This window comes from Streptomyces sp. NPDC107765 (genome assembly GCF_055657085.1).
This window is the reverse complement of the sequence record NZ_JBVKBL010000004.1, coordinates 318,556-343,981: the sequence shown is the minus strand read 5'-3', so window position 1 is coordinate 343,981 and position 25,426 is coordinate 318,556. Positions and strand designations below refer to the sequence as shown.

The 25,426-nt window shown below is 71.6% G+C and carries 18 protein-coding genes; 11 read left to right on the top strand and 7 right to left on the bottom strand.

Annotated elements, in window-relative coordinates; all coding sequences use genetic code 11:
- The first annotated feature begins 99 nt into the window (after positions 1–99).
- On the top strand, positions 100–1,815 hold the full coding sequence (gene metG, locus ACZ7MX_RS13130) for a methionine--tRNA ligase (RefSeq protein WP_472131621.1): 1,716 nt from the start codon (positions 100–102) through the stop codon (positions 1,813–1,815).
- Positions 1,816–1,908: 93 nt separating this feature from the next.
- Here the strand turns inward: metG and ACZ7MX_RS13125 are convergent, their stop codons facing one another.
- The gene (locus ACZ7MX_RS13125) at positions 1,909–3,657 is read right to left on the bottom strand and encodes a hypothetical protein (protein WP_472131620.1); all 1,749 of its coding nucleotides are present in this window, start codon (positions 3,655–3,657) and stop codon (positions 1,909–1,911) included.
- A gap of 191 nt (positions 3,658–3,848) precedes the next feature.
- A complete protein-coding gene (gene aspS / locus ACZ7MX_RS13120) occupies positions 3,849–5,612 on the bottom strand; it encodes an aspartate--tRNA ligase (protein ID WP_472131619.1) in 1,764 nt (587 codons plus the stop codon).
- A 332-nt stretch (positions 5,613–5,944) separates the two neighbouring features.
- On the opposite strand from aspS, the gene ACZ7MX_RS13115 reads away from it, so the two are divergent.
- Positions 5,945–8,116 (top strand): ATP-binding SpoIIE family protein phosphatase, encoded by a 2,172-nt coding sequence (locus ACZ7MX_RS13115; RefSeq protein WP_472131618.1) that lies wholly within the window; start codon positions 5,945–5,947, stop codon positions 8,114–8,116.
- Here the strand turns inward: ACZ7MX_RS13115 and ACZ7MX_RS13110 are convergent.
- The 3 genes from ACZ7MX_RS13110 to ACZ7MX_RS13100 form a co-directional block, all read right to left on the bottom strand.
- Positions 8,038–9,192 carry an AI-2E family transporter gene (locus tag ACZ7MX_RS13110; protein WP_472131617.1) on the bottom strand — a complete coding sequence of 385 codons (1,155 nt, stop codon included), beginning with the start codon at positions 9,190–9,192 and terminating at the stop codon, positions 8,038–8,040. The genes ACZ7MX_RS13115 and ACZ7MX_RS13110 overlap by 79 nt on opposite strands.
- Positions 9,193–9,315: 123 nt before the next feature.
- Entirely contained in the window at positions 9,316–10,269 is a 954-nt protein-coding gene (locus ACZ7MX_RS13105; protein ID WP_472131616.1) for a pirin family protein, read from the bottom strand.
- Between the two features lie 186 nt (positions 10,270–10,455).
- Entirely contained in the window at positions 10,456–10,929 is a 474-nt protein-coding gene (locus tag ACZ7MX_RS13100; RefSeq protein WP_030411509.1) for an SseB family protein, read from the bottom strand.
- A gap of 168 nt (positions 10,930–11,097) precedes the next feature.
- On the opposite strand from ACZ7MX_RS13100, the gene ACZ7MX_RS13095 reads away from it, so the two are divergent.
- The 7 genes from ACZ7MX_RS13095 to ACZ7MX_RS13065 all read left to right on the top strand — a co-directional run bounded on the left by ACZ7MX_RS13095 (position 11,098) and on the right by ACZ7MX_RS13065 (position 20,525).
- A complete protein-coding gene (locus ACZ7MX_RS13095) occupies positions 11,098–12,924 on the top strand; it encodes an acyl-CoA dehydrogenase (RefSeq protein WP_472131615.1) in 1,827 nt (608 codons plus the stop codon).
- Between the two features lie 313 nt (positions 12,925–13,237).
- Positions 13,238–14,533 carry a M18 family aminopeptidase gene (locus tag ACZ7MX_RS13090; RefSeq protein WP_472131614.1) on the top strand — a complete coding sequence of 432 codons (1,296 nt, stop codon included), beginning with the start codon at positions 13,238–13,240 and terminating at the stop codon, positions 14,531–14,533.
- Between the two features lies 1 nt (position 14,534).
- Positions 14,535–16,508, top strand: coding sequence for an AfsR/SARP family transcriptional regulator (locus ACZ7MX_RS13085; RefSeq protein ID WP_472131613.1), 1,974 nt, complete (start codon positions 14,535–14,537; stop codon positions 16,506–16,508).
- Positions 16,509–16,640: 132 nt separating this feature from the next.
- Entirely contained in the window at positions 16,641–17,441 is an 801-nt protein-coding gene (locus ACZ7MX_RS13080; RefSeq protein WP_472131612.1) for a DUF4232 domain-containing protein, read from the top strand.
- Between the two features lie 289 nt (positions 17,442–17,730).
- Positions 17,731–18,627 (top strand): NlpC/P60 family protein, encoded by an 897-nt coding sequence (locus ACZ7MX_RS13075; RefSeq protein ID WP_472131611.1) that lies wholly within the window; start codon positions 17,731–17,733, stop codon positions 18,625–18,627.
- A gap of 188 nt (positions 18,628–18,815) precedes the next feature.
- Positions 18,816–19,700 carry a helix-turn-helix domain-containing protein gene (locus tag ACZ7MX_RS13070; protein WP_472131610.1) on the top strand — a complete coding sequence of 295 codons (885 nt, stop codon included), beginning with the start codon at positions 18,816–18,818 and terminating at the stop codon, positions 19,698–19,700.
- A gap of 171 nt (positions 19,701–19,871) precedes the next feature.
- Entirely contained in the window at positions 19,872–20,525 is a 654-nt protein-coding gene (locus ACZ7MX_RS13065) for a DUF4232 domain-containing protein (protein WP_472131609.1), read from the top strand.
- Positions 20,526–20,592: 67 nt separating this feature from the next.
- Here the strand turns inward: ACZ7MX_RS13065 and ACZ7MX_RS13060 are convergent, their stop codons facing one another.
- Positions 20,593–22,395, bottom strand: coding sequence for an NHL domain-containing thioredoxin family protein (locus ACZ7MX_RS13060; protein WP_472131608.1), 1,803 nt, complete (start codon positions 22,393–22,395; stop codon positions 20,593–20,595).
- A 64-nt stretch (positions 22,396–22,459) separates the two neighbouring features.
- Between ACZ7MX_RS13060 and ACZ7MX_RS13055 the strand changes: the two genes are divergently transcribed.
- Both ACZ7MX_RS13055 and ACZ7MX_RS13050 read left to right on the top strand, forming a co-directional pair.
- Positions 22,460–22,990, top strand: a complete 531-nt coding sequence (locus ACZ7MX_RS13055) for an LURP-one-related/scramblase family protein (RefSeq protein WP_393562653.1) — start codon at positions 22,460–22,462, stop codon at positions 22,988–22,990.
- A gap of 153 nt (positions 22,991–23,143) precedes the next feature.
- Complete coding sequence (locus tag ACZ7MX_RS13050) at positions 23,144–23,968, top strand: maleylpyruvate isomerase family mycothiol-dependent enzyme (protein WP_472131607.1); 825 nt, start codon at positions 23,144–23,146, stop codon at positions 23,966–23,968.
- Between the two features lie 83 nt (positions 23,969–24,051).
- Here the strand turns inward: ACZ7MX_RS13050 and ACZ7MX_RS13045 are convergent, their stop codons facing one another.
- The gene (locus tag ACZ7MX_RS13045; RefSeq protein ID WP_472131807.1) at positions 24,052–25,305 is read right to left on the bottom strand and encodes an MFS transporter; all 1,254 of its coding nucleotides are present in this window, start codon (positions 25,303–25,305) and stop codon (positions 24,052–24,054) included.
- Positions 25,306–25,426: the final 121 nt, after the last annotated feature.

The following is a 25,426-nucleotide window of genomic DNA, read 5'->3' as shown; positions in this document are numbered from 1 at the left end:
GCAAAACAACCGCGCGGGCACCCCCACCCCGTCCAGTACGATATTGACGTTCCGTAAAGCAAATCCTCACTCACCGTAGCGACTTGGGAGCAGCCGGCAATGGCTCGACACCTCATCACCAGCGCCCTTCCGTATATCAACGGGATCAAGCACCTGGGCAACATGGTGGGGTCCATGCTCCCGGCCGACGTGTATTCCCGGTATCTGCGGCAGCGGGGGCACGACGTGCTCTACATCTGTGCGACGGACGAGCACGGGACCCCGGCCGAGCTCGCGGCGAAGGAGGCCGGGCAGTCGGTCGACGCGTTCTGCGGTGAGCAGCACGAGAAGCAGAAGGCGATCTACGAGGGCTTCGGGCTGCGGTTCGACTACTTCGGGCGGAGCTCCTCGCCGGAGAACGTCGAGCTCACGCAGCACTTCGCGCGGAAGCTGCAGGAGAACGGCTTCATCGAGGAGCGGGCCATCCGCCAGGTCTTCTCGGTCGCCGACGACCGCTTCCTGCCCGACCGCTACATCGTCGGCACCTGTCCGCACTGCGGCTACGACAAGGCGCGCGGCGACCAGTGCGAGAACTGCACCCGGGTGCTGGACCCGACCGACCTGATCGACGCCCGGTCGGCGATCAGCGGCAGCGGTGACCTGGAGGTGCGGGAGACCAAGCACCTGTTCCTGCTCCAGTCGAAGCTGCAGCACGAGGTCGAGGGCTGGCTGGAGGGCAACGGCAGCAAGGAGTGGCCGACCCTCGCCTCCTCGATCGCGCACAAGTGGCTGACCGAGGGCCTGCAGGACCGGGCGATCACCCGTGACCTGGACTGGGGCGTCCCGGTGCCGGCGGACGTGTGGCCGGAGCTGGCGGCCGAGGGCAAGGTCTTCTACGTCTGGTTCGACGCGCCGATCGAGTACATCGGCGCGACGAAGGAGTGGGCCGACGTCGACCCGGAGAACCGCGACTGGAAGTCGTGGTGGTACGAGGCCGAGGACGTCCGCTACACGGAATTCATGGCCAAGGACAACGTGCCGTTCCACAGCGTGATGTTCCCGGCGACGCAGCTGGGGACCCGCGAGCCGTGGAAGAAGGTCGACTTCCTCAAGGCCTTCAACTGGCTGAACTACTACGGCGGGAAGTTCTCCACCTCGCAGCGCCGGGGCGTCTTCACGGACGCGGCGCTGGAGCTGCTGCCGGCCGACTACTGGCGCTACTTCCTGATGGCCCACGCGCCGGAGTCGGACGACACCTCCTTCACCTGGGAGCTGTTCTCGTCGTCGGTGAACAAGGACCTCGCGGACACGCTCGGCAACTTCGTCAACCGGGTGCTGTCGTTCTCCCGCAAGCGGTTCGGCGACGAGGTTCCGGCGGGTGCCGAGGCCGGTGCCGCGGAGCAGAAGCTGGGCGAGGAGATCGCCGGGCTGCTGGCGGAGTACGAGGGCCACATGGAGGCGCTGCAGTTCCGCAAGGCGTCGGCCTCGCTGCGCGCCCTGTGGAGCGCGGGCAACTCCTACCTGGAGGAGAAGGCCCCCTGGCTGGAGATCAAGACGGACAAGGACGCGGCGGCGCTGACGCTGCGCACCGCGATGAACCTGATCCACCTGTACGCGGTGGTCTCCGAGCCGTTCATCCCGGCGTCGGCGAAGGCGATGCGGAGCGCGTTCGCGCTGGCGGACGACACTGCCGTGTGGGTCTCGCAGGACGAGGCGAAGGCGCTGGCGTCGGTGCCGGCGGGGACGCCGTTCACAGTGCCGCCGGTGCTCTTCGCGAAGATCACCGAGGAGGACCTGGACGCGTACCGCGAGCGTTTCGGTGGTGCGGAGGGCTGACCCTCCTGGTCACCTGCCTGTATGCGCCCGTCCCGCCCTTGAGGGTGGGGCGGGCGCAGGTGCTTTGTGGGGTCGGCTGCGGGCGGGCGGCGCTCAGGGCTTGGTGCCCGGTGAGACGTAGGCGGTCAGCCGCTTCAGGCCGGGGGTCGGCGGAAGGGGGACCTTGCGCCAGCCGCGGGCGTAGTGCGGGGGCCGGTGGCCGGCCGTGAGGAGGACGGCGGCGGGGCGGCGGGCGCCGAGCCGGGTCAGGGCGGCCGGGGTGATGCTGGCGTCGTGGCCGGCGGGCTGGCGGGACGCGCAGCCGGCCTGGTACGCCACGCGGACCGCCTCCTCGCCGCTGACGGCGCACGGCGGCCGGAGACCGGCGGTGCGCAGGGTCCGGGCGATCCGGCCGATGTCGGTCTGGGCGCGTACCGTGCCGCGCTGCATCTTGTGCAGGATCGCCAGCTGGACCGCCTCGTGGCCGAGCAGTACGAGGGCCAGCAGGGCCACCGCCGCGGCGTGCCGCCGGCGGGGGAGGAGTGCCAGCCGGCACAGGAACCAGGCGGCGGGCATCATCAGCAGGGCGTACGCGGGCAGCAGGAAGCGCGGGGCGGCGTAGTCGATCGCCAGGAGGTAGGGGGCGGCGAGGCAGAGGCCGACCAGGGACGGGAGCACGACGGGTGCCGCGCCGTAACGGTGCAGCGAGCCGTCGGGGTCGTGGAGGCGGAGGGTCGGCCAGCTCTGCCCGTCCCGCTGGCCCGCGCCGCCGGTGCCGAGGCGGTTGGCTCGGGCCGCGTCCAGGACGAGGCTGCCCAGCCGTACGGGGTCGAGCCGGAGGGCGTCGCGCCGGCCGGGGTGCGGTCCGTGGCCGGGCGGCCACACCGGTCCGTAGCGGTGCGGCGCGCCGCCGGGTTCGCGGGCGCGTACCGCGGCCCAGACCGCGCCGAACACCGCCAGCGGGAGCACGCACCACCATGCCGCCGCCACCGGATGTTCCCAGGCCAGGTGGCAGGGGCGGCACAGGGTCTTTCCCTGGAGCGCCCGGGCGTGGTCGGCGAAGGACGGGTGCCAGCCGAGGCCGCCCTGGATCTCCGCGGCCTGCCGCAGCCGGGCGGGGAAGCCGCCGTACGAGACGTACGCCTCGATGATCCACTCGGCGCATCCGAGGACGAGACCGGCCGGCAGGGCGAGCAGGACGGTGGACCGGCGCCAGGTCGGTACGACGAAGCCGGCCAGGAAGAGCGGAACGGCCAGCCATACGGCGTCGGTGGGGCGCATCAGCGCGACCAGTGCCACCGCGGCGGCGAGGCCGGTGGCGGCGCCCCGACCGGCCCCCGGGGCCAGCTGTACGGGCGGCTGGCGCACCGCGAGCAGGAAGCAGCCGGTGGCGATGAGCGCGGCGTAGCCGACCCACAGGTTGGGCATGGCCTGCGGCCCGTAGAAGAGGGTGACCCACAGCCCGGCGAACAGCGCGCCGCCGAGCGCCGGGACGGGCGGCGGCAGCAGGCGCCGCCAGATGCAGAGGGTGAGCAGGAGAGCGGCGCCGGAGAGCAGCGCGAGGTAGCAGTGCAGCGCGGGCGCCGAGGTCGTGAGGGCGACGACCGGGGCGAGGAGGAGGGTGACACCGCGGGCCCGCGGGGCGCTGAAGTACGCGGCCGGGGTGTGCGGGTCGACCTGGCTGACATAGACCGTCTCGTCCCATCCCAAGCCGGGGGTGGAGACGGCGAAATAGAGCTGCCCGGCGGTGAAGACGGCGGCCACGGTGATCAGCCATCGCAGATCACTGCCCGGTGCGGGGCGCGTCGGACGGTCCCACGGGCCCAGGCCGGTCGTGCCGGGGAGGAGGCTGGCTTGCTGCATGGGCACCACCCTGCGGGGGCGGCGCCCACCCGGCCACATGTGTGGTGCGGTTGGAGCACAGGGGCCGCGCGGTGCACGCCCGAGGCACCGGGCCGTAAGAGGGCGAGGGGCGGTGTTTCACGTGAAACGAACGACGTGAAACACCGCCCCTGCGGCCTGGCGGGAGCCGGTCCGGCCCCTGCCGGTGACGGCTACTTCACCTGCGGCTTGCGGACGTTGAGGTGGAGCTCCTTGAGCCGGGCCTCTTCCAGCTCGGTCGGCGCGCCCATCATCAGGTCCTGCGCGTTGCCGTTCAGCGGGAACGCGATGGTCTCGCGGATGTTCGGCTCGTCCGCGAGCAGCATGACGATGCGGTCGACGCCGGGGGCGATACCGCCGTGCGGCGGGGCGCCGAAGCGGAAGGCGCGCAGCATGCCCGCGAACTTCTCCTCGACGGTCTCACGGTCGTAGCCCGCGATCTCGAAGGCCTTGATCATGATGTCCGGCTCGTGGTTCCGGATCGCGCCGGAGGACAGCTCGACGCCGTTGCAGACGATGTCGTACTGCCAGCCCAGGATGTCCAGCGGGTCCTTCTCCTCCAGGTCCTTCATGCCGCCCTGCGGCATCGAGAAGGGGTTGTGGGAGAAGTCGATCTTGCCGGTCTCCTCGTCCCGCTCGTACATCGGGAAGTCGACGATCCAGCAGAAGCGGAAGACGTTCTCCTCGAAGTGGCCGGCGCGCTTGGCGGCCTCGACGCGGACCGCGCCCATGATCTTCGAGACCTCGTCGAACCCGCCCGCGCCGAAGAAGACCGCGTGGCCGGCCTCCAGCCCGAGGCGCTCGGTGAGGACCTTGACGTTCTCCTCGGTGAGGAACTTGGCGATCGGGCCGGTCAGCGAGCCGTCCTCGCCGACGCGCACCCACGCCAGGCCCTTGGCGCCCTGCTGGACCGCGTAGTCGCCGAGCTGGTCGAAGAACTTGCGCGGCTGGTCCTGGACGGCCGGCACCGGCAGCGCGCGGACGTGCTTGCCCGCGAACGCCTTGAACTCCGAGCCCTCGAAGACGTCGGTGATGTCGACCAGTTCGAGCTGGGCGCGCAGATCCGGCTTGTCTGAGCCGTACTTCAGCATCGCCTCGCGGAACGGGATGCGCGGGAACGGCGAGGTGACGTGCCGGCCGCCGCCGAATTCCTCGAACAGCTCGGTCATCAGCTTCTCGACCGGCTGGAAGACGTCCTCCTGCTCGACGAAGGACATCTCGACGTCGAGCTGGTAGAACTCGCCCGGCGAACGGTCCGCGCGGGCGTCCTCGTCGCGGAAGCACGGCGCGATCTGGAAGTACCGGTCGAAGCCCGAGATCATCAGCAGCTGCTTGAACTGCTGCGGGGCCTGCGGCAGCGCGTAGAACTTGCCCGGGTGGAGACGGGACGGCACGACGAAGTCGCGGGCGCCCTCCGGGGAGGTGGCGCTGAGGATCGGCGTCGCCATCTCGTTGAAGCCGAGGGCGACCATCTTCTGACGGATGGCCGCGATGACCGCCGAGCGCAGCATGATGTTGCGGTGCATGCGCTCGCGGCGCAGGTCGAGGAAGCGGTACTCCAGGCGCCGCTCCTCGTTGACGCCGTCGTCCGCGTTGATCGTGAAGGGGATCTGCTGGGCCGCGCCCAGGACCTCGACCTCGGTGACCTCGATCTCGATCTCGCCGGTGGGCAGCTCCGGGTTGACGTTCTCGGCGCCGCGCGAGACGACCTTGCCGTCGACGCGGACGACCGTCTCCTTCGTCAGCTTGTCCAGCGCCTCGGCGCCGGGGGTGCCGGGACGGGCCACGAGCTGGACGAGACCGTAGTGGTCGCGCAGATCGATGAAGAGGATGCCGCCCAGGTCACGACGATTGTGCAGCCAGCCGCTGAGGCGGACGTCGGTGTCGACGTCCGCGGCTCGGAGCTCGCCGCAGTTATGGGACCGGTACCGGTGCATCGCTCATCCAAGTCGTCGCGAGTGTCGAGGTGAGGAGTTGTCGGGAGGGGGGCGGGGGTCGGGGTCCGGTGCTTCACGCCCGGCCGCTCTCCCCGTGGATCACCCGAAAGGCCACCCCAGGATTGACATAACCGCTCCAGGTTACCGCCCCGGCCCCCGCCACTTCGTTGACATATACGCATCAGCGATTCCCGGAGCGCTCCCGGCGCGATTCCGGCGCGATTCCGGCGCGATTCCGGCGCGATCACCGGGTACGCCGGGGGCGGCGACTGCGACGAGGGTCACGTTCCGTTCTCTGGTCGGCCTCCGGCAAACACTCCTAAAGTGAGGCAATGCGCACCAAGGACCTCCTGGCTGCCCTCGCGACCGGCCTCTGGCGTTGGGACAACGCCACGGGACGGGTGAGCCTCGACGCCGAAGCGGCCCGGCTGCTCGGGTTGCCGGCCGAGCCGGTGGAGCTGACCGAGGCGGCGGTGCGTTCCCGTTTTCATCCCGTCGACTTCGCCGAGGTCAACGGGATCGTGCAGCTCGCGGCCGCCGAGGAGACGCTGGCCGAGGCCCGGCTGCGGGTCGTCGACGAGCGGGGGCAGGTGCTGCGGCTGGTCCGCTCCCGGTCCCGGCCCCGCATGGTCGACGGTGATTTCGAGCTGGTCGGCACCCTCCAGGAGGTGCCCGGGCCACTTCCCGGTACCTCCGCCGCGCACACCACGATCACCGGCGACCGGCGCCGCTCGCGCGAGGCGTTCCTGCTGGACGCGGGGCGGGCGCTGGCCGAGGCCCGGTCCACCGCCGAGGTACTGCGGGTGGCGGCGGGGCTGTCGATGCCCGGTTTCATGCCGGAGGGACTCGCGGTCTTCGGGATCGAGGGCGACCGGGTGTCGGTCATCGGCCACCACGGCCACCGGCCCGGCGACGAGCAGCCGTTCCTCGACATGCCGCTGGAGACGGAGTACCCGGCCGCGGAGGTGATCCGCACCGGCCGGGCCGTCTATCTGCCCACGCCCGAGGAGTACCGCGGCCGCTACCCGGCCACCTGGCCGCTGGCCGCCCGCTTCCGCCGGACGTCCTGGGCGTTCCTGCCGCTGGTCAACGCGGGCCGGACGATCGGTGCCTGGATGGCGGGGTTCGCCGAGCCGGTCGCCTTCACGCCCGACGAGCGCTCGGTGCTGACCACCGTCGCCCGGATGCTGGCGCAGGCGCTGGCCAGGGCCGGGATGCAGGAGGAACAGCAGGAGCTGGCGCTCGGGCTGCAGCGCAGCATGCGGCCGACGGTGCAGCCGGACATCCCGGGGATGACGGTCGCGGCGCGCTACGTCCCGACCGGCGGCGGGCTGGAGGTGGGCGGCGACTGGTACGACATGATCCCGCTGCCGTCGGGCCGGATCGCGCTGGTCATCGGGGATGTGCAGGGTCATGACGTACGGGCCGCGGGCCTGATGGGGCAGCTGCGGATCGCGCTGCGGGCCTATGCGTCCGAGGGGCACCACCCGGACGCGGTGCTCTCGCGGGCATCCCGGTTCCTGGCCGGGATCAACGCGACGGAGTTCCGCGGCCACGGCGAGGACCAGCGGTTCGCCACGTGTCTGTACATCGAGGTGGACCCGTCGACGGGGCTGCTGGACATCGCACGGGCCGGCCACCCCGAACCGGCGATCCGGCTGTGCGACGGGACGATGCTGATCCGTCCGACCGCGGGCGGGCTGCCGCTGGGCATCGTCCCGGACGCCGACTACCCCACCACCCGCCTCGTCCTGGAGCCCGGCGAAACGATGATGGTCTGCACCGACGGGCTGATCGAGACCGGCGGGCACGACCTGGAGACCGGATGGTCGCGACTGCGCGGCATCATCGAGTCGCACGAGGTCGGCGCGGACGCGGGGGACCTGGAACGGCTCGCCGACGCCCTGGTCCAGGCCGTGCACGGGCCGCCCTCGCACCACACCACCGGGCCGCTGGTGGACCGCCGCGAGGACGACATCGCCCTTCTGCTGCTGTGCCGTGAGGGCGGCAGCTGCGGCGTCGGCACCGGGGGACTGCTGGCGCAGCAGCCCGTACGGCGCACCGCGCTCTCCGTGGCCCAGGCCGAACCGCACCGGATAGCCGAGGCGCGCCGGCAGGTCCGCGAGGTGCTGCACGACTGGGCCGACCCGGACCAGGTCGACTCGGCGGTGCTGATGGTCTCCGAAATGGTCACCAACGTCCTGCTGCACACCGACGGGGACGCGCTGCTGGTCGCCGAGATCTCCGGGGAGCGGGGCGCCCGCCGGGTCCGGGTCGACGTCTCCGACAGCAGCGACGAGCTGCCGCACCGGCGCAGCCCCGGCGAACTGGCCTCCTCGGGCCGGGGGTTGGTGCTGCTGGAGCTGCTGGCCGGGAGGTGGGGCGTGGATCCGCGCGGGGACGGCAAGTCGACGTGGTTCGAGCTCTACGAGGACGTGGGGGACGCGCTGGGCCCGGTGTCGCCGGAGCCGGAGTCCGAGGCGGAGTCCGAGTCCGCCGCGTAGTGCTTGCGCAGTTCGTGCAGGACGCCGGAGACCGCGGCGGTCAGCGGGACGGACAGCAGCATGCCGAGGATGCCGGCCACGCTCGCGCCGGCCGTGATCGCCAGCATCACCGTCGCCGGATGCATCTGGACCGTGCGGCTCTGGATCATCGGCTGCAGGACGTGGCCCTCCAGCACCTGGACGGCGAGGACGACACCGAGCGCCCACAGCGCGATCACGAAGCCCCGGTCGGCGAACGCGACCAGGATCGCCACCGCGCCGGAGATGAACGCGCCGAGGTAGGGGATGTACGCGCCGACGAAGACCAGTGCGCCCAGGCCCGGTGCGCCCGGCACCTGGAGGATCAGCAGGCCGACGGTGATGCACAGGGCGTCGATCAGCGCGATGAAGGTGGTGCCGCGCATGAAGCCTTGTATGGCCTGGAAGCCGCGGCGGGCCATCCGTTCGAGCTGGGGCCCCGAATTGCCGGGCGCCCAGTCGTGCAGCGCGCGGACGGCCTTGTCCGCGTCGCGGAGGAAGAAGAACGTCAGCAGCAGGGCGAGGACCGCGGCGGCGATGAACTGGCCGACGACGCTGACCCCGGCCAGCAGCCCGGAGGCGGCCTCGCCGCCGAACCTGGTGACCAGGCTCTTGGCGTTGGAGGCCAGATCGCCGAGCGACGCACCGGCCGTGCCGAAGTTCTTGGAGAGGCCCTGGCCGGCATCCTTGAGCGAGGCGATGATCTGGTCCCCGGTGTCCACCAGCGCACTGACGACGACGTATCCGGCGCCGCCGACCACCACCAGCAGGACGGCGCAGGTCAATCCGGCCGCCAGTGAGCGGTTGAGCCGCATCGCCACCAGCCGCCGGTAGAGCGGCCCGAGCAGCGCACTGCCGAGCAGCGCCAGCAGCACCGGCGTGACCGCCGCGCTCAGGAAGACGCACAGCCATACGCCGACGGCCAGCACGGACGCGACCAGCAGCGCCACCACGCACCAGGCCGCCGCACGGCGGGCCTCGACCGGCAGCAACGGCTTCTCCGTCAGCGGCCGTTCGGGGCCGGAGCCGCTCCGGTCATGATCCGCATCGTTTCGCACCCGGACAGTCCACCATGGCGCACGCTCCGGAAACGGGCGGGGGAACGCGCCGGGGCGGTGTTTCACGTGAAACGAGGCGTTTCACGTGAAACACCGCCCCTCGTCACGAGGTCCGACGCCGGGTCAGTGCTCCCCGGCGGGGATCGTGCCGAGTCGGCCGGCCTGGAAGTCCTCGAAGGCCTGGGCCAGTTCGGCATGGGTGTTCATCACGAACGGGCCGTAGTGCATCATCGGCTCGCGGATCGGCAGCCCACCCAGCAGCACCACCTCGAGGTTGGGGCTGCGCGACTCCTGGGTCTCGTCCGCCCGGATCGTGAGCGAGTCGCCGGCTCCGAACACCACCGTCTGGCCCATGCGGAACGGGCGTCCCTCCGCGCCGGCGGTGCCGCGGCCGGCCAGGGCGTAGGCGAGGGCGTTGAAATCCTTGCGCCACGGGAGGGTCAGCTCGGCGCCGGGGTTCACCGACACATGCATCATCGTGATCGGCGTGTGCGTGATGCCCGGGCCGTGGTGGCCGTCGATGTCGCCGGCGATCAGGCGCAGCAGCGCCCCGCCGTCGGCGGAGGTCAGCAGCTTGACCTGGCCGCCGCCGATGTCCTGGTAGCGGGGGGCCATCATCTTGTCGCTCTTCGGCAGGTTCACCCACAGCTGGAGGCCGTGGAAGAGACCGCCGGACATGACCAGCGACTCCGGCGGCGCCTCGATGTGCAGCAGGCCGGAGCCCGCCGTCATCCACTGTGTGTCACCACCGTTGATGACCCCGCCGCCGCCGTGCGAGTCACGGTGCACGAACGTGCCGTCGATCAGGTACGTGACGGTCTCGAAGCCGCGGTGCGGGTGCCAGGGCGTGCCCTTGGGCTCTCCGGGCGCGTACTCCACCTCGCCCATCTGATCCATCATGATGAACGGGTCGAGGTGCTTGTAGTCGATGCCGGCGAAGGCCCGGCGCACCGGGAAGCCCTCGCCCTCGAATCCGCTCGGCGCGGTGGCGACGCCCAGCACGGGACGGGTCTGCGCCGCGGCGGGTGCCGCCACGCGGGGCAGGGTCAGCGGGTTCTCTACGGTCACAGCGGGCATGACGGCCTCCTCGGTCGCTCACCAAACTTAGTTGAATGCTGAACAACCTGCAAGGCGTCGGCATTCCCCCGGGCGTTTCCGCAGGTCACCGGACCAAAGCAGACGGCCGGCCGAACAATGTCGGCCGGCCGTTGAAGAACGCCGGGGTCTCCGCGGGGCGCTCAGCCGCCTGCGGGGCAAGGGTGCCTAGCCGTACATCCGCCGCATCGCGAAGTCGACCATCTGCTCCACGGCCTTGGCGTCGAAGACCATCCGGTGGTCGCCCTCCATGTCGAGGACGAAGCCGTAGCCGGTCGGCAGCAGGTCGAGCACCTCCGCACCGGTGATCACGAAGTACTTGGACTCCTTGCCCGCGTACCGCCGCAGCTCCTTGAGCGAGGTGAACATCGGGATCACCGGCTGCTGGGTGTTGTGCAGCGCCAGGAAGCCGGGGTTGTCACCGCGCGGGCAGTACACCTTGGACGTCGAGAAGATGCCCTGGAAGTCCTCGGCCGACATCGAGCCGGTGGTGAAGGCGCGCACCGCGTCGGCGAGCGAGGGCGGGGACGGCTCGGGGTAGAGCGGCTGTTCGCCGTAGCCCCCGGGGGCCGGCTGCTGCGGCGGTGGCGGAGGCGCGCCGTACTGCTGCCCGGCACCCGCGTTCTGGTCGTAGCCGTACATGCGCCCCAGAGTACTGAGTCGGCGCATCACCGGGGGACGCTCGTCACAGATGGGCGGAAGGGGTTGATTCTTATTACCCGTGGGTAGCATCATGCTAGCTACTAGCCGGTATTGCGTCTGAGGTCCCACCCTTGGGGTCCTCTCCCGAACCCTTACGGAGCCGTACCCATGGGCCACTACAAGTCGAATCTCCGCGACATCGAGTTCAACCTCTTCGAGGTGCTGGGCCGTGACCGCGTGTACGGCACCGGACCGTTCGCGGAGATGGACGTCGACACCGCCAAGAGCGTGCTGTCCGAGATCGCCCGGCTGTCCGAGAACGAGCTCGCCGAGTCGTTCGCCGACACCGACCGCAACCCCCCGGTCTTCGACCCGGACACCAACACCGCGCCGGTCCCCGACTCGTTCAAGAAGAGCTACCAGGCGTTCATGGACGCCGAGTGGTGGCGGCTGGGCATCCCGGAGGAGATCGGCGGCACCACCGCGCCGCGCTCCCTGCTGTGGGCCTTCGCCGAGAGCATCCTGGGCGCCAACCCGGCCGTGTGGATGTACGCCTCCGGCCCCGCCTTCGCCGGCGTCCTCCACGAGGAGGGCACCGAGGAGCAGCACCGCATAGCCCAGCTGATGGTCGAGAAGCAGTGGGGCTCGACCATGGTGCTGACCGAGCCGGACGCCGGTTCGGACGTCGGTGCCGGCCGCACCAAGGCCACCCAGCAGGAGGACGGCTCCTGGCACATCGAGGGCGTCAAGCGCTTCATCACGTCCGGTGAGCACGACATGTCCGAGAACATCGTGCACTTCGTCCTCGCCCGCCCCGAGGGCCACGGCCCGGGCACCAAGGGCCTGTCGCTGTTCATCGTGCCGAAGTACGACTTCGACTGGGAGACCGGCGAGCTGGGCGAGCGCAACGGCGTCTACGCCACGAACGTCGAGCACAAGATGGGCCTGAAGGCCTCCAACACCTGCGAGATGACGTTCGGCGCCAACCACCCCGCCAAGGGCTGGCTGCTCGGCGAGAAGCACGACGGCATCCGCCAGATGTTCAAGATCATCGAGTTCGCCCGGATGATGGTCGGCACGAAGGCCATCGCCACCCTCTCCACCGGCTACCTCAACGCCCTGGAGTACGCCAAGGAGCGCGTGCAGGGTCCGGACCTGGCGGCCTTCACCGACAAGACCGCGCCGCGCGTCACCATCACCCACCACCCCGACGTGCGCCGCTCCCTGATGACGCAGAAGGCGTACGCCGAGGGCATGCGCGCCCTGGTGCTCTACACCGCCACGGTCCAGGACGAGATCATCGCCAAGGAGGCCGCGGGCGAGGACGCCAGCGCCGCGAACCGCCTCAACGACCTGCTGCTGCCGATCGTCAAGGGCTACGGCTCGGAGCGGTCCTACGAGCAGCTGGCGCAGTCGCTGCAGATCTTCGGTGGCTCCGGGTACCTCCAGGAGTACCCGATCGAGCAGTACATCCGCGACGCCAAGATCGACACCCTCTACGAGGGCACCACCGCGATCCAGGGCCAGGACTTCTTCTTCCGGAAGATCGTCCGGGACCAGGGCCAGGCGCTGACCGTGCTGTCCGAGGAGATCAAGAAGTTCCTCGCCGACAACACCGGCGGTGAGGAGCTGGCGCAGGCCCGCGGCGAGCTGGCCAAGGCCGCCGCCGACCTGGAGGCGATCGTCGGCGCCATGCTGACCGACCTCGCCGCGACCGAGCAGGACGTCAAGTCCATCTACAAGGTCGGCCTCAACACCACCCGCCTGCTGATGGCCTCCGGCGACGTCGTCGTCGGCTACCTCCTCCTCAAGGGCGCGGCGGTGGCCGCGGAGAAGCTGGCCGGCGCCTCGGCGAAGGACAAGCCGTTCTACACCGGCAAGATCGCCGCGGCGAAGTTCTTCGCGCACAACATCCTGCCGGGCGTCTCCGTCCAGCGCTCCCTCGCCGAGTCCGTCGACCAGTCCCTGATGGAGCTCGACGAGGCCGCGTTCTAAAGAACGCGCAGGGAACGGCAGGTCCGCGTTCCGGGGCAGGGTCCGCTGCCCCGGCGCGCGGCCTTCCTGAGGGCCGCTGTCCCGGCGTTCTTAGAGCTCTCTCATAGAGGCAGTCCAGACTGACGGTGCCCGCCTCCCTTCCCCCGGGGAGGCGGGCTTCGTCATTCTTGGTCCGACCCACCCGCCCACCAGAGCGGAATCGTTCGTTCCAGTGGGGTTCTCGCTCTGGAATGCAGACATCGTGGCCGGAAGGGAGCGGAGTCACTCCGCACGCGCACGGGGAATGCGGGGCCCGGCTCCTTATGCTGAATCCATGACCAACTCCGCCCGCTTCGATCGCGGCCACACCGACGACCTGATGTCCTTCCTCGCCGCCAGTCCGTCGCCGTACCACGCGGTCGCCAATGCGGCGGAACGGCTGGAAAAGGCAGGTTTCCGGCAGGTCGCGGAGACCGACGCCTGGGACGGCGAGAGCGGCGGACGGTACGTGCTGCGCGGCGGCGCGATCATCGCCTGGTACGTCCCCGAGGGCGCGAACGCGGCGAGTCCGTACCGAATTGTCGGGGCTCACACCGACTCTCCCAATCTGCGGGTCAAACCGATTCCGGACACCGGCGCCCGCGGCTGGCGGCAGGTCGCCGTGGAGATCTACGGCGGCACCCTGCTCAACACCTGGCTCGACCGCGATCTCGGCCTGAGCGGACGGGTGACGCTCGACGGCGGGGAGCACCGGCTCGTGCACGTGGACCGGGCGCTGCTGCGGGTGCCGCAGCTCGCCGTGCACCTCGACCGTTCGGTCAACGCCGAGGGCCTCAAGCTCGACAAGCAGCGGCACATGACGCCCATCTGGGGCCTGGGCGAGGTGGCCGAGGGCGATCTGATCGCCTTCGTCGCCGAGGAGATCGGCGTCCCGGCCGGGGACATCAAGGGCTGGGACCTGATGGTGCACAGCATCGAGCCACCGGCATATCTGGGCCGCGACCGCGAACTGGTCGCCGGGCCGCGGATGGACAACCTGCTGTCCGTGCACGCCGGTACGGCCGCGCTCACCGCGGCCGCCGCCCAGGGCTCCGCGCTGACCAGCATCCCGGTGCTGGCCGCCTTCGACCACGAGGAGAACGGCAGCCAGTCCGACACCGGCGCCGACGGTCCGCTGCTCGGCACGGTCCTGGAGCGCTCGGTGTTCGCCCGCGGCGGCTCGTACGAGGACCGGGCGCGGGCCTTCGCCGGCACCATCTGCCTGTCGTCCGACACCGGGCACGCCGTCCACCCCAACTACAGCGAGCGGCACGAGCCGGGACACCAGCCGATGCCCAACGGCGGTCCGATCCTCAAGGTGAACGTCAACCAGCGCTACGCCACGGACGGCAGCGGGCGGGCCGTCTTCGCGGCGGCCTGCGAGCGCGCCGGAGTACCCTGGCAGAGCTTCGTCTCCAACAACTCGATGCCGTGCGGGACCACCATCGGGCCGATCACCGCGGCCCGGCACGGCATCGCGACCGTCGACATCGGCGTGGCGATCCTGTCCATGCACTCGGCCCGCGAACTGTGCGGCGCCGAGGACCCTTACCTGCTCGCGAACGCCCTGACGGCCTTCCTGGAGGGCTGAGTTGGACTTCTCGCTGCTCGGCCCGATCGCCGTGACGGCCGGCTCCCGGGAGCTGCCGCTCGGCCCCGCAAAACGGCGCAGTGTGCTGGCGCTGCTGTTGCTGCAGCCCAACACCACTGTTCCGCTGGAGCAGTTGATCGACTCCCTGTGGGAGGACGAGCCGCCCGAGCATGCGCGCACGGTCGTCCAGGGGCACGTCTCCCGGCTGCGCGCCACGCTCGCCGAGGGCGGCGCCGATGCGTACGGCATCGAGCTGGCCACCCACGGCTCGGCCTATCTGCTGCGGCTGCCGGAGGAGCTGATCGACGCCCACCGGTTCAGCGAGCTGGTGACGCTGGCCCGTCCCGAGGCGGCCCCGGCCGACGCGGTGGCGCTGCTGCGCGAGGCGCTGGGCCTGTGGCGCGGGCCGGCGCTGACCGGCACGGTCACCAGCCCGCCGTTCGCGGCCGCGGCGCATGCGCTGGAGGAGCGCCGGCTGGCGGCCGTGGAGGCGCTGGGCCGGGCACACGGCGCACTCGGCGAGCACGACCAGGCGGTGGCGATCCTCTACTCCGCGGCCGCCAACCACCCGTTGCGGGAAGGGCTGATCGCCGGGCTGATGCGGGCGCTGTTCCGCACCGGGCGGCAGTCCGATGCGCTGGAGTGGTTCCACCGCACCCGCCGGCTGCTCAACGAGGAACTGGGCGTCGACCCCGGCGAGCGGCTGCGCAGCGCGTACGAGGAGATCCTGCGCGCCGAGGCGGCGGACAGCGGGCGCGGGAGCGCGACGAAGCCGGCGACGGACGGCGACCGGGAGGCGGCGCAGCTCACGAACGGCGGCCGGGGACCCGTTCCGGGGAGCCCAGCGGGTTCGGGGGCCGACGGCCCGGGACCCCAGGGTGTGCTTTCCGCCGCTCCGCCCTTCGGTCCCGTATCGGGCGGTACGGGTGCCGGGGCCGAGCGGACCGGTGCCGCGCCGCGGCTGCTGCCCCGGCCGCCGGCCCGCTTCCTGGGCCGGGAGCCCCAACTCGCGGCCCTGACCGACGCGTTGATGGACCGTACGACCGGTGAGAGCCCGCTCGCGGTGGTCGCCGGACCGGTCGGCGTCGGCAAGACCGCCTGTGCCGTGCAGTGGGCACATCTGCACGCCGACGCCTTTCCCGACGGCCAGCTCTTCGCCGACCTCCGCGGTTTCGGCGAGGGCGACGAGGCGGCGCCGGCCGAGATCCTGCGCGACTTCCTGCTCGCGCTCGGCACCCCTCAGGAGCAGGTCCCCGGCTCGGCGCAGGCCGCCTCCGCACTGTTCCGTTCGCTGGTCGCCGAGCGCCGGCTGCTGGTCGTCCTCGACAACGCCCGCAGTTCGGCACAGGTACGGCCGCTGCTGCCCGGCGGGCCGCACTGCGCCACGGTCGTCACCAGCCGCAGCCGGCTCGACGGCCTGGTCGCCACCGACTGCGCCCGGCCGGTGGGTCTCCAGGCGCTCGGCCACGAAGAGGGCGCGGCGCTGCTCGGCGCCATGCTCGGGCCGGAGCGGGTGGCCGAGGACCCGGCCGCCGCGCGCGAACTGGTCGACCTGTGCGACGGGCTGCCGCTGGCGCTGCGGGCCGCGGCCGCCCAGCTGACCGCCCGGCCGCGCTGGCGGCTGGCCCGGCTCGCGGCCGCCCTGCGCGACGAACAGCGGCGGCTGGCGCTGCTGTCGGCGGAGGACACCGGGATCGCGGCGGCGCTGCGGATGTCCGTCGCCCGGCTGTCCGCGGACGACGCCCGGCTGCTGTCGGCGCTGGCGACCAGTGCGGACGGGCACCTCAACGCGGCGGTGGCGGCGGCGCTGGCCGGTTACGACCCGGAGCGCACCCAGGACGGCCTGGACCGGCTCGCCGAAATGCATCTGGTGGACGAGGAGGCCACCGATGTCTACACGATCAGCACGCTGACGCAGTTGTTCGCCCGGGACGAGCGCGGCGAGGGCGGGGGAAGCGGCGCGGGCGGGGCGTAGCGGCGCGGGGGACGGCGAGGACGTGAGGCGTCGAAAGCGTCGGCGGGCACGGACGTTAGGCGCGCGTTAGTGGCACGGCAGCGGCGGGCGGCAACCTGAGGGCATCGACCGACCGACCCGGGGGAGACCGCAATGCCGCAGCGTCAGGACCGCACCAGCAGCCCTCGCACCGCCCGTACCGCCCGTCGCGGCACGCTGCGGATCGCCGCCGCCGGTCTGACCGCGGCGGCCGCGCTCACCCTCACCGCCTGCGGCGGCCAGGACAACCCGCTCCAGACCAGCGCGGCCAAGCCGTTCCACCCCGCGGCGCCGGGCGTCCAGGACCCGGCGGCCCGGGCGGCCCGCAAGCTGCCGGAGAAGCAGGCCGGTGCGGCGGGGAGCGGGGCCCGGCCCGACGGCGGCGCGGCGGAGCAGGCCTCCGCACGGCGCGCCGTACCCGGCGCGGCCGGCGGCACCGACGCTCGTCCTGCCGGCGGGACCGCCGGGCACGGCACCCCGGGCGTCCGGCACTCCGCCTGTGACGCCGCAGCGATCCGGATCGTCGCCAAGCCGCTGCAGCGGCCGGTCAACCACCTGCTGCTGGTGGCCACCAACACCTCCGGCGCCACCTGCGACCTCTACTACGCTCCCAAACTGCGCTTCGACGACGCCCAGTCGCCGCTCGCCGACCTGCCGGAGAGCAGGCCGCAGGCGGTGGTCACCCTCGCGCCCGGGGAGTCGGGTTACGCCGGTGTGCTGACCTCCGCGGCCGACGGTTCCGGCCGCAACGGCGGCCGGCGGACCGCGCTGTCCGTCAGCCTGCCGGGCCGTGACGGCAAGGGCAGCGTCGGCGGCTCGGCGAAGGTGGTGCTGCCGGGCGGCGCGGTGTACGTCGACGACAGCGCGTGGGTGACGTACTGGCAGTCGGACGCGGGCGACGCCACTGCCTGGTAAGGCACCACGCCACCGCCCCCCTTGAACGAGGGCGCCCGCATCCCCCAGCGGGCGCCCTTCTCTTTGTCCCGTCGTGTCTCACGCAGGGGCCCGTCACGTCCCATCCGGCCGGCATCTCCGCAGGTCACCCCCGTGCACGCGGCGGAGATGTCTCAGGGGACACCGAACACCGGGTCGGCCCCCTTCCGCCGTCCCACGATGTTCACCGTCGCCGCGGCGGGACCACCCGGCGGCTCACCGACCGGCGCCGGCCATCCGGCCGACCGGCCGCCTACGGAGGGGAATCGGCATGGAGGAGCACGCACGCAGCGGTGGCAGGGCCGAGCTGCGGAAGGTGCTGCCCGCGGTGGTCGCCGCGGGAATCGGCGTCGCCGGACTCGCGGTGCCGGCCCACGGCAGCGAGCCCGGCCCTGCGGCCGCCAGCGGCATACGGCAGGCGGCGGCCGACGGCCGGCAGGCGACGGCCGCCGTGGACTTTCCCACCTGGGGGACGCGATGGGTGGTGCACGCCGGCCCCGACATCAATTCCGCCGCCGTCGGCATGATCAACAAGACCGCCGCGGGCCAGGACCGGATCACCGCCGACCACCAGGTCGACACCGGGCACCGGGTGTGCCAGGGCAGCGCCTGCTCGACGTACATGGCCCACCTCACGGGACCGGTCAGCGGCTTCCTCACGGTGGTCGCGGTGGACGTTCCGCAGGACCGGCTGCCGGGCGTGCCGGTCCACGGCGATGGCGGCCGGCCGCAGCCCGGCGGCTCCCGCCAGGAGATGCTGAACCGGGCCGCCATCTGGCTCACCGCCGACAACGGCGCCCAGGTCCCGTACAGCCAGGCCCAGGTCTGGAAGGACGGCTACCGCCAGGACTGCTCGGGCTATGCGTCCATGGCGCTCGGGCTGCCGACGCCGGGCACCAACACCGTGGGGCTGGCCACCAACCGCGGTATCACCCGGCCGATTTCGCTCGGCGAACTCAAGCCCGGTGACCTGCTCATCGATGCGTCCGGGGACAACGACAACCGGCACGTCGTGATCTTCGAGAAGTGGAACAACGACGCACACTCCTCGTACACGGCCTACGAGCAGCGCGGCGGCCACGGCACCGACCACCGGACGCTGACCTATGGCCTGCCGGGCGGGGACGCGGAGTTCACGCCCTACCGTCCGGTGATGTTCGGCGACTGACGCACCGTACGACCTCGCGTCGCTGTTTCACGTGAAACGAGGGGGCTGGTGCGAGGCGCTGACGCTCGGTCCGTTTCACGTGAAACGTCACCAGCTGATCCGGGTCCGATCCGGATCGTGTAACGAGGGGCACTTCCGTCACAGGGGAGCGGAAGTGCCCCTCGCGCGCGCATGTCCCCTGTGCTGGAATGCGGGATGTGCCTGGCAATGAGAACCACGCCGCTCATCCCCGACGTAAGCCACTGGCCCCTCTTCCCGACGATCTCTCCGGCCCCGCCCGTGAGTTCGCCACCGCTCTACGCCGTATGCATCGTGAACTCGGCTACAGCCTCAAAGAGGTGGAGGGCCGGTTACCGGCGAGCCGCTCGTCCCTCTCACGCTATTTGCGGGGCCAGGGGCTGCCCGATGAACGGCTGCTGGTGCAGTGGTGCAAGCTCTCCTTCACCGCCGAGGACCGGCTGCCCGCGCTCGTCGATCTGCTGCACCGGGCCCAGGAGGCAGCGCACTCAGGCCCTGACCTCGCACAGGAAGCGGGCGGGACGGACAAGCCGGTGGAGCAGGGGACGGAGCAGGAGGCAGGACGGCGTCGGCTGCCGCTGGTGCTCGCCGCGCTCGGGACGGCCGCGGTGCTGGCCGGTGCCGCGGTGGCCCTTCCGGCGCTGACCGGCCCGGACCGGACGTCGGACGGCTCCTCGCCCGACCGCGTGGATGCAGGCGGAGTGCAGGGATCCGAGACCTCGGCCAAGGGCAGCGGGTCCGCCCGGATCACCGTCAACAACGTCGAACGGGCCTGCCAGCGCCCCCGCACCGACAACTGTGCGCTCGGGCTGGCCCGTGACCCCTACCGGGTCTACCAGCGCTCCAACATCGCGGCCCACGTCTGGCACGGCGACGTGCTGCGTGCGGTGTGCCGGATCGCCAACGGTGTGACGGTCACCGACGAGGCGGGCGGGCACAGCAGCATCTGGTTCCGGGTCGATCACGACGGCGCACGGATGTGGGTGCCCGGGATCCGCATCCGCCCGGAACAGCTCGACAACACCACCTTGCCGACCTGTCCGGAGGGCTCCTGACCCTGCCTTTCCGGACTGCGACTCCGCCGGGCCCCGCTGACCTGCGGTGACGCCGCTCCGGCCGGAGCGGCCGCGAACCCGCACTGGAAGATCGAACCGCAATCGATATCGTGGCCATGCCATGACAGACGCACCTCGCTGACCGTAGCGACCCACTGGGGGACTCCACCCATGACCGCACCCCGCTCCCGCCGCCGCTCCGCCGCGTACGCCGCGCTGGCCCTCGGGCTCGCCGGTTCGCTCGCGCTGACCGGCTGCAACAGCCACTCCTCGAAGAAGTCGAAGAAGACCTCCTCCTCGTCCTCCAAGAGCAAGAAGCGGAAGATCATCGGCGGTGGTGCGGCCGCGGCAGGCGCGGGAGCCGGAGCGGCGTCGCGCCGGGTGTCCCCCTGCTGGCCCAGCACCTACCGGGTCACGTTCTCCCAGCAGACCGGCCCGGACAGTCATGTGACGGTGAAGTTCAAGAACACCACCAGCAGCACCTGCCGGCTGTACAACGGCCCGCAGCTGCGCTTCAACAACGCCAAGGCGCCGCTGCCGCTGAGGACGGGCGACCCCGGTGTCCTGGGCGGCGCGACCATCGACGTGCCCGCCAAGGGCTATGCGTACGCGGTCATCCCGACCAACACGCCGGCCAGCAAGGGCACCGAGCAGAAGTCGGTGACCATCGACTTCATGGGTTCCTCCGCGAGCTCCACCACCCGCGGCCCGGTCACCCTGAACTTCGCGGAGAAGCGGCTGCACATCTCCGTCGGCCGGAGCAAGGTCACCAACTGGTCGCGCAGCATCCACGGGGCCGAAGTGGTCGCCGGCGTCGGGAACTGATCCGGCACCACCTCCGCCGCCCCACCGGCACGGCCCGGGCCCCGTCAACGGGCCCGAGCGCCGCCGGCTATGCGGCGTCCAGTCCCGCCAGCACCAGCCCGAGCCGGGCCACGCCGTCCTCGGTGACGGTCACCGGAACGCCCCAGTCCTGCTGGTGGACATGGCAGGCGGGGTACTCGATGTCCGGGGCGTCGTCGCAGGACGCGGCCATCGCCGAGACGTGCAGCACGCCCTCGGTCACCCCGTCCGCGAGCACCAGCTCCCGGCTGAGGTCCGTGCCGGCGCCCGCACCGTCGGCGAGCAGTTCCGGCGGGGTCGCGCTGACCAGCAGCCGGGTCGACGGGCCGTAGCGGGTGTCGAGCTTCTGGCCCGCCGGGGCCTGGAAGACCACATCGAGCCGGAGCGCGCCCGGCGCCACCTCGGTGGCCGCACGCTGGGTGCGGTGCGCCACCGCCTCCACCCGGACCGCCTCCTCGGGCAGCCGCAGCCGGGTCAGCCGGTGCCGTGCGGACTCGACGACCACGATGTCGTCGTCGACCAGCACCGCGTCGGACGGCTCACGCAGATCGGTCGCCAGCGTCGTCACCTCGCCACTCGCCGGGTCGTAGCGGCGCAGGGCGTGGTTGTAGGTGTCCGCGATCGCGACCGAGCCGTCGGGCAGCGCGGTGACGCCCAGCGGGTGCTGGAGCAGCGCCTGCCCGGCGGCGCCGTCGCGGTGGCCGAAGTCGAAGAGGCCGGTGCCGACGGCCGTGCGGATGACGTATCCGTCCTCCGCGGGCTCGACCCAGCGGACCGCGCTGGTCTCCGAGTCCGCGATCCACAGCCGGTCGGCGGCCGCCGCGAGCCCGGACGGCTGGGCGAACCAGGCCTCGGCGGCCGGGCCGTCCACCAAGCCCTCGTTCGTCGTGCCGGCGGCCACCTCGACCGTGCCGGTGGCCGGGTCGTACGTCCACAGCTGGTGCACACCGGCCATCGCGATCCACAGCCGGTCCTGCCACCAGGCGATGTCCCACGGGGAGGAGAGCGCCACCTCGCGCGCCGGTCCGGACGTCGGGGAGCCCTGCCACCACTGCTTGCCGGTGCCGGCCACCGTCTCCAGCGTGCCGCTGACGGGGTCGAAGACGCGCAGGGCGTGGTTGACGGTGTCCGCGACGGCGACCTTGCCGTCGGGCAGCAGGGCCAGGCCCTGTGGTTCGTTGAAGGTGTCCGGGGTCAGGCCGCGCTCACCGCTGCCGACCCGGCGCAGCACCCGCTCGCCGTCCTCGGCCAGCTCGACGAGCTGGTGGCGGGTGGTGTCGGAGACCAGGAAGCTGCCGCCCGGCAGCCGGACCGCCTTGCCGGGGAAGCGCAGGTCGGTGGCGACCGGCTCCGGCGGTACGTACGGGCCGTCGCCGCGCCGCAGGGTGCCCTTCGCCTCGTGCTCCGCCTCCAGCTCCTCGACGAGCGTGGCGATGGCGTGCGCATGGCCCTCGCCGGCGTGCTGGGCGACGACGTACCCCTCGGGGTCGATCACCACCAGCGTCGGCCAGGCGCGGACCGCGTACTGCTTCCACGTGGCGAGCTCGGGGTCGTCGAGGACCGGGTGCTCGACGCCGTACCGCTCGACGGCGTCCACCACCGCCTGGTGCTCGGCCTCGTGCACGAACTTCGGGGAGTGCACACCGATGATCACGACCGTGTCGCGGTGCTTCTCCTCCAGCTCCCGCAGCTCGTCCAGGACGTGCAGGCAGTTCACACAGCAGAACGTCCAGAAATCCAGGACGACGATGCGTCCTCGCAGGTCGGAGAGGGTCAGATCCTTGTTGCCGGTGTTCAGCCAGCCGCCCTTGCCGGTCAGCTCGGGGGCCCGGACGCGCGCACGTGAAGCCATGTGGACATTCAACGTCACTCAGGTGCGTGCGCATTCCGCAGGGGCGTCGGGGAACAGGTCAGCCATGCAGCCCTCACCCGCGGCGCAGCCGCCGCGCTCCGGCACCTTCCTCGTCCGCGACCGGATCTTCGGCATCGGCGACGACTACTGGATCGACGACGAGCACGGCCGCCACGCCTTCCTCGTGGACGGCAAGGCGCTCCGGATGCGGGAGACCTTCGAGCTGAAGGACGCCGAAGGCCGGGTGCTGATCACCATCCGGAAGAAGATGCTGGCCCTGCGCGACACGATGACGATCGAGCGGGACGACGCGCCGCTGGCCACCATCCGCCGCAAGCGCCTCTCGCTGCTGCGCAACCACTACCGCGTGGAGCTGGCGGACGGCACCGTGCTGGACGTCAGCGGCAAGATCCTGGACCGGGAGTTCGCCGTCGAGTACGAGGGCGAACTGCTCGCCGACATCTCGCGGCGCTGGCTGACCGTGCGCGACACCTATGCCGTCAAGGTCGTACGGGACGACGCGGATCCGGCGCTGCTGATCGCCGTCGCGGTGTGCGTGATCCGGCTGGCCGAGCGGGAGCGCGGCGGGGACTGAGCCGCGGGCGCCCGGAACCCTGCGCCGGAACCCGCTGCGGCCGCGGGACATCGTCCTACGATGGTCCCCCGAAAGCACTGCCGGGGTGCCCGTGCGCAGCGGTAACTTAACTGCACAGACAGCAGCCCGCGTACGAACCGTCCGAGGGGTCCCGTGACCGTCCATCCCAGCCTTCAGTCCTCCATCGATGCCTGGACGCACTCCATAGAAGCGATAACCGAGCTGGTGACTCCGCTCGTCGAAGGCGAGTGGAACCGGGCGACGTGCCTGCCAGGATGGTCGGTTCGCGATGTGGTCTCCCACATCATCGGCCTGGAATGCGAAATGCTGGGCGACCCACGGCCGATCCACACGCTGCCGCGCGACCTCTACCACGTCCGCAGTGAGTCGGCGCGCCGCATGGAGGTGCAGGTCGACGTCCGCCGGCACCACACCGCGCCGGAAATGCTCAGCGAGCTCGAATACACCGTCATCCGCCGTTCCCGGCAGCTGCGCAACGAGTCCCGCGAGCCCGACGCGGTGGTGCGCAGCCCGCTCGATGAGGACCGGACGCTGGAATTCGTGCTGCAGCAGCGGGCGTTCGACGTCTGGGTACATGAGCAGGACCTGCGCCGGGCGCTCGGTAAGCCCGGCAATCTCGACTCCCCCGGCGCGCAGGTGACGCGCGATCTGCTGGTCAAGGTACTGCCCGGCATCGTCTCCAAGAGGGCCCAGGCGCCCGCCGGTTCGGTGGTGGTCTTCGACGTCAGCGGCCCGGTGGAGTTCCTGCGTACGGTCCGGATCGACAACGAGGGCAACGCCACCATCGACGGCAGCGTCTCGCTGGGCCCGACGGTGACCCTCGCCCTGGACTGGGACATCTTCCACCAGCTGGCCTGCGGCCGCATCCGCCCGGCGGCGGTCGCCGAGCAGATCAAGATCGATGGTGACCAGGAGCTGGCCGAGGCGATCCTGGACAACTTCGCGGTCACGCCGTAGCGCACGCGGTCACGCCGTAGTGAACTCGGGCCGGCGGACCACTCCGCGTCGGCCGGCCCCCGTTTCACGTGAAACAGCGCCGCTCAGGCCGGAACGTGCACCGCCTCCACGCGGCTGACGACCAGACGTTCACGCTCGCGGCGGGCGGCACGGCGGCGCAGCCGCAGGATCTGTGAGACGCCGACCGCTTCGAGGACGAAGACCGAGGCGAAGGCGATCCGGTAGTTGTCGCCGGTCGCGTCCAGCAGGACGCCGATCGCGAGCAGCGTCGTCATCGACGCGGTGAAGCCGCCCATGTTGACGATGCCGGAGGCGGTGCCCTGGCGCTCGGGCGGATTGGCGGGCCGGGCGAAGTCGAAGCCGATCATCGACGCCGGACCGCAGGCGCCCAGCACGGCGCAGAGTGCGATCAACAGGCCCATGGGCGCATGGTCGGCCGGCCAGCTCAGCACGCTCGCCCACAGCAGGGCGGTGGCGCCGACCGTGCCCAGTGCCAGTGGCATACGGGCGGCGTGGTGGCGGGCGATGATCTGGCCGTAGACCAGCCCCACGGCCATGTTGGAGAGCACCACCAGGGTGAGCAGTTCGCCGGCGGTGCCGCGGGACAGACCTTGTGCCTCGACGAGGAACGGCAGGCCCCACAGCAGCAGGAAGACCATGGCCGGGAACTGGGTGGTGAAGTGCACCCACATGCCCAGCCGGGTGCCGGGCTCCCGCCAGGCGTCCGCGATCTGCCGGCGCACGAACCCGGTGCCGGTGTGCCCGGCCGGGGCCGGCGGCGGCTCGAAGCCCTCGGGGTGGTCCTTGAGGAAGGCCAGCAGCACGATCAGCACGACGATGCCACCGGCCGCACTGGCGGCGAAGGTCGGGGTCCAGCCGAAGGTGTGCAGGAAGCGGGCGAGGACGAGGGTGGAGATGAGGTTGCCGGCCATTCCGACCAGCGCGGCGATCTGGGCGATCATCGGGCCGCGCCGGGCCGGGAACCAGCGCGAACCCAGCCGCAGCACGCTGATGAAGGTCATCGCATCCCCGCAGCCCAGCAGCGCGCGCGAGCCGAGCGCCATGGGGTACGAAGCGGAGAGCGCGAAGCCGAACTGGCCGGCGGTGTAGAGGACGACGCCGAGGGTCAGCACCTTTTTGGCGCCGAGCCGATCGACCAGCAGGCCGACGGGGATCTGCATCCCCGCGTACACCAGCAGCTGGAGGATGGAGAAGGTCGACAGCGCCGAGGCGTTGATGTGGAAGCGTTCGGCGGCGTCCAGCCCGGCCACGCCCAGGCTCGTGCGGTAGGTGATCGCGACGAAGTAGACGGCGACGCCGATGCCCCAGACCGCCATGGCCCGGGGGCCGCCGGGCGGGTCGGCGGGCAGCAGCCGGGCGCCGCCGCCTGAGCCGGAGCGGGCGGAACCGCCGCCCACGGAGCCCGGACCCGGGCCGGAGCCGCCGTCTATGGAGCCG

Excerpts from the sequence above, each read along its gene's own strand:
- metG (WP_472131621.1), top strand. The coding sequence starts at position 100 with ATGGCTCGACACCTCATCACCAGCGCCCTTCCGTATATCAACGGGATC.
- ACZ7MX_RS13125 (WP_472131620.1), bottom strand. The coding sequence starts at position 3,657 with ATGCAGCAAGCCAGCCTCCTCCCCGGCACGACCGGCCTGGGCCCGTGG.
- aspS (WP_472131619.1), bottom strand. The coding sequence starts at position 5,612 with ATGCACCGGTACCGGTCCCATAACTGCGGCGAGCTCCGAGCCGCGGAC.
- ACZ7MX_RS13115 (WP_472131618.1), top strand. The coding sequence starts at position 5,945 with ATGCGCACCAAGGACCTCCTGGCTGCCCTCGCGACCGGCCTCTGGCGT.
- ACZ7MX_RS13105 (WP_472131616.1), bottom strand. The coding sequence starts at position 10,269 with ATGCCCGCTGTGACCGTAGAGAACCCGCTGACCCTGCCCCGCGTGGCG.
- ACZ7MX_RS13100 (WP_030411509.1), bottom strand. The coding sequence starts at position 10,929 with ATGTACGGCTACGACCAGAACGCGGGTGCCGGGCAGCAGTACGGCGCG.
- ACZ7MX_RS13095 (WP_472131615.1), top strand. The coding sequence starts at position 11,098 with ATGGGCCACTACAAGTCGAATCTCCGCGACATCGAGTTCAACCTCTTC.
- ACZ7MX_RS13090 (WP_472131614.1), top strand. The coding sequence starts at position 13,238 with ATGACCAACTCCGCCCGCTTCGATCGCGGCCACACCGACGACCTGATG.
- ACZ7MX_RS13080 (WP_472131612.1), top strand. The coding sequence starts at position 16,641 with ATGCCGCAGCGTCAGGACCGCACCAGCAGCCCTCGCACCGCCCGTACC.
- ACZ7MX_RS13075 (WP_472131611.1), top strand. The coding sequence starts at position 17,731 with ATGGAGGAGCACGCACGCAGCGGTGGCAGGGCCGAGCTGCGGAAGGTG.
- ACZ7MX_RS13070 (WP_472131610.1), top strand. The coding sequence starts at position 18,816 with ATGCGGGATGTGCCTGGCAATGAGAACCACGCCGCTCATCCCCGACGT.
- ACZ7MX_RS13065 (WP_472131609.1), top strand. The coding sequence starts at position 19,872 with ATGACCGCACCCCGCTCCCGCCGCCGCTCCGCCGCGTACGCCGCGCTG.
- ACZ7MX_RS13060 (WP_472131608.1), bottom strand. The coding sequence starts at position 22,395 with ATGGCTTCACGTGCGCGCGTCCGGGCCCCCGAGCTGACCGGCAAGGGC.
- ACZ7MX_RS13055 (WP_393562653.1), top strand. The coding sequence starts at position 22,460 with ATGCAGCCCTCACCCGCGGCGCAGCCGCCGCGCTCCGGCACCTTCCTC.
- ACZ7MX_RS13045 (WP_472131807.1), bottom strand. The coding sequence starts at position 25,305 with ATGGCGGTCTGGGGCATCGGCGTCGCCGTCTACTTCGTCGCGATCACC.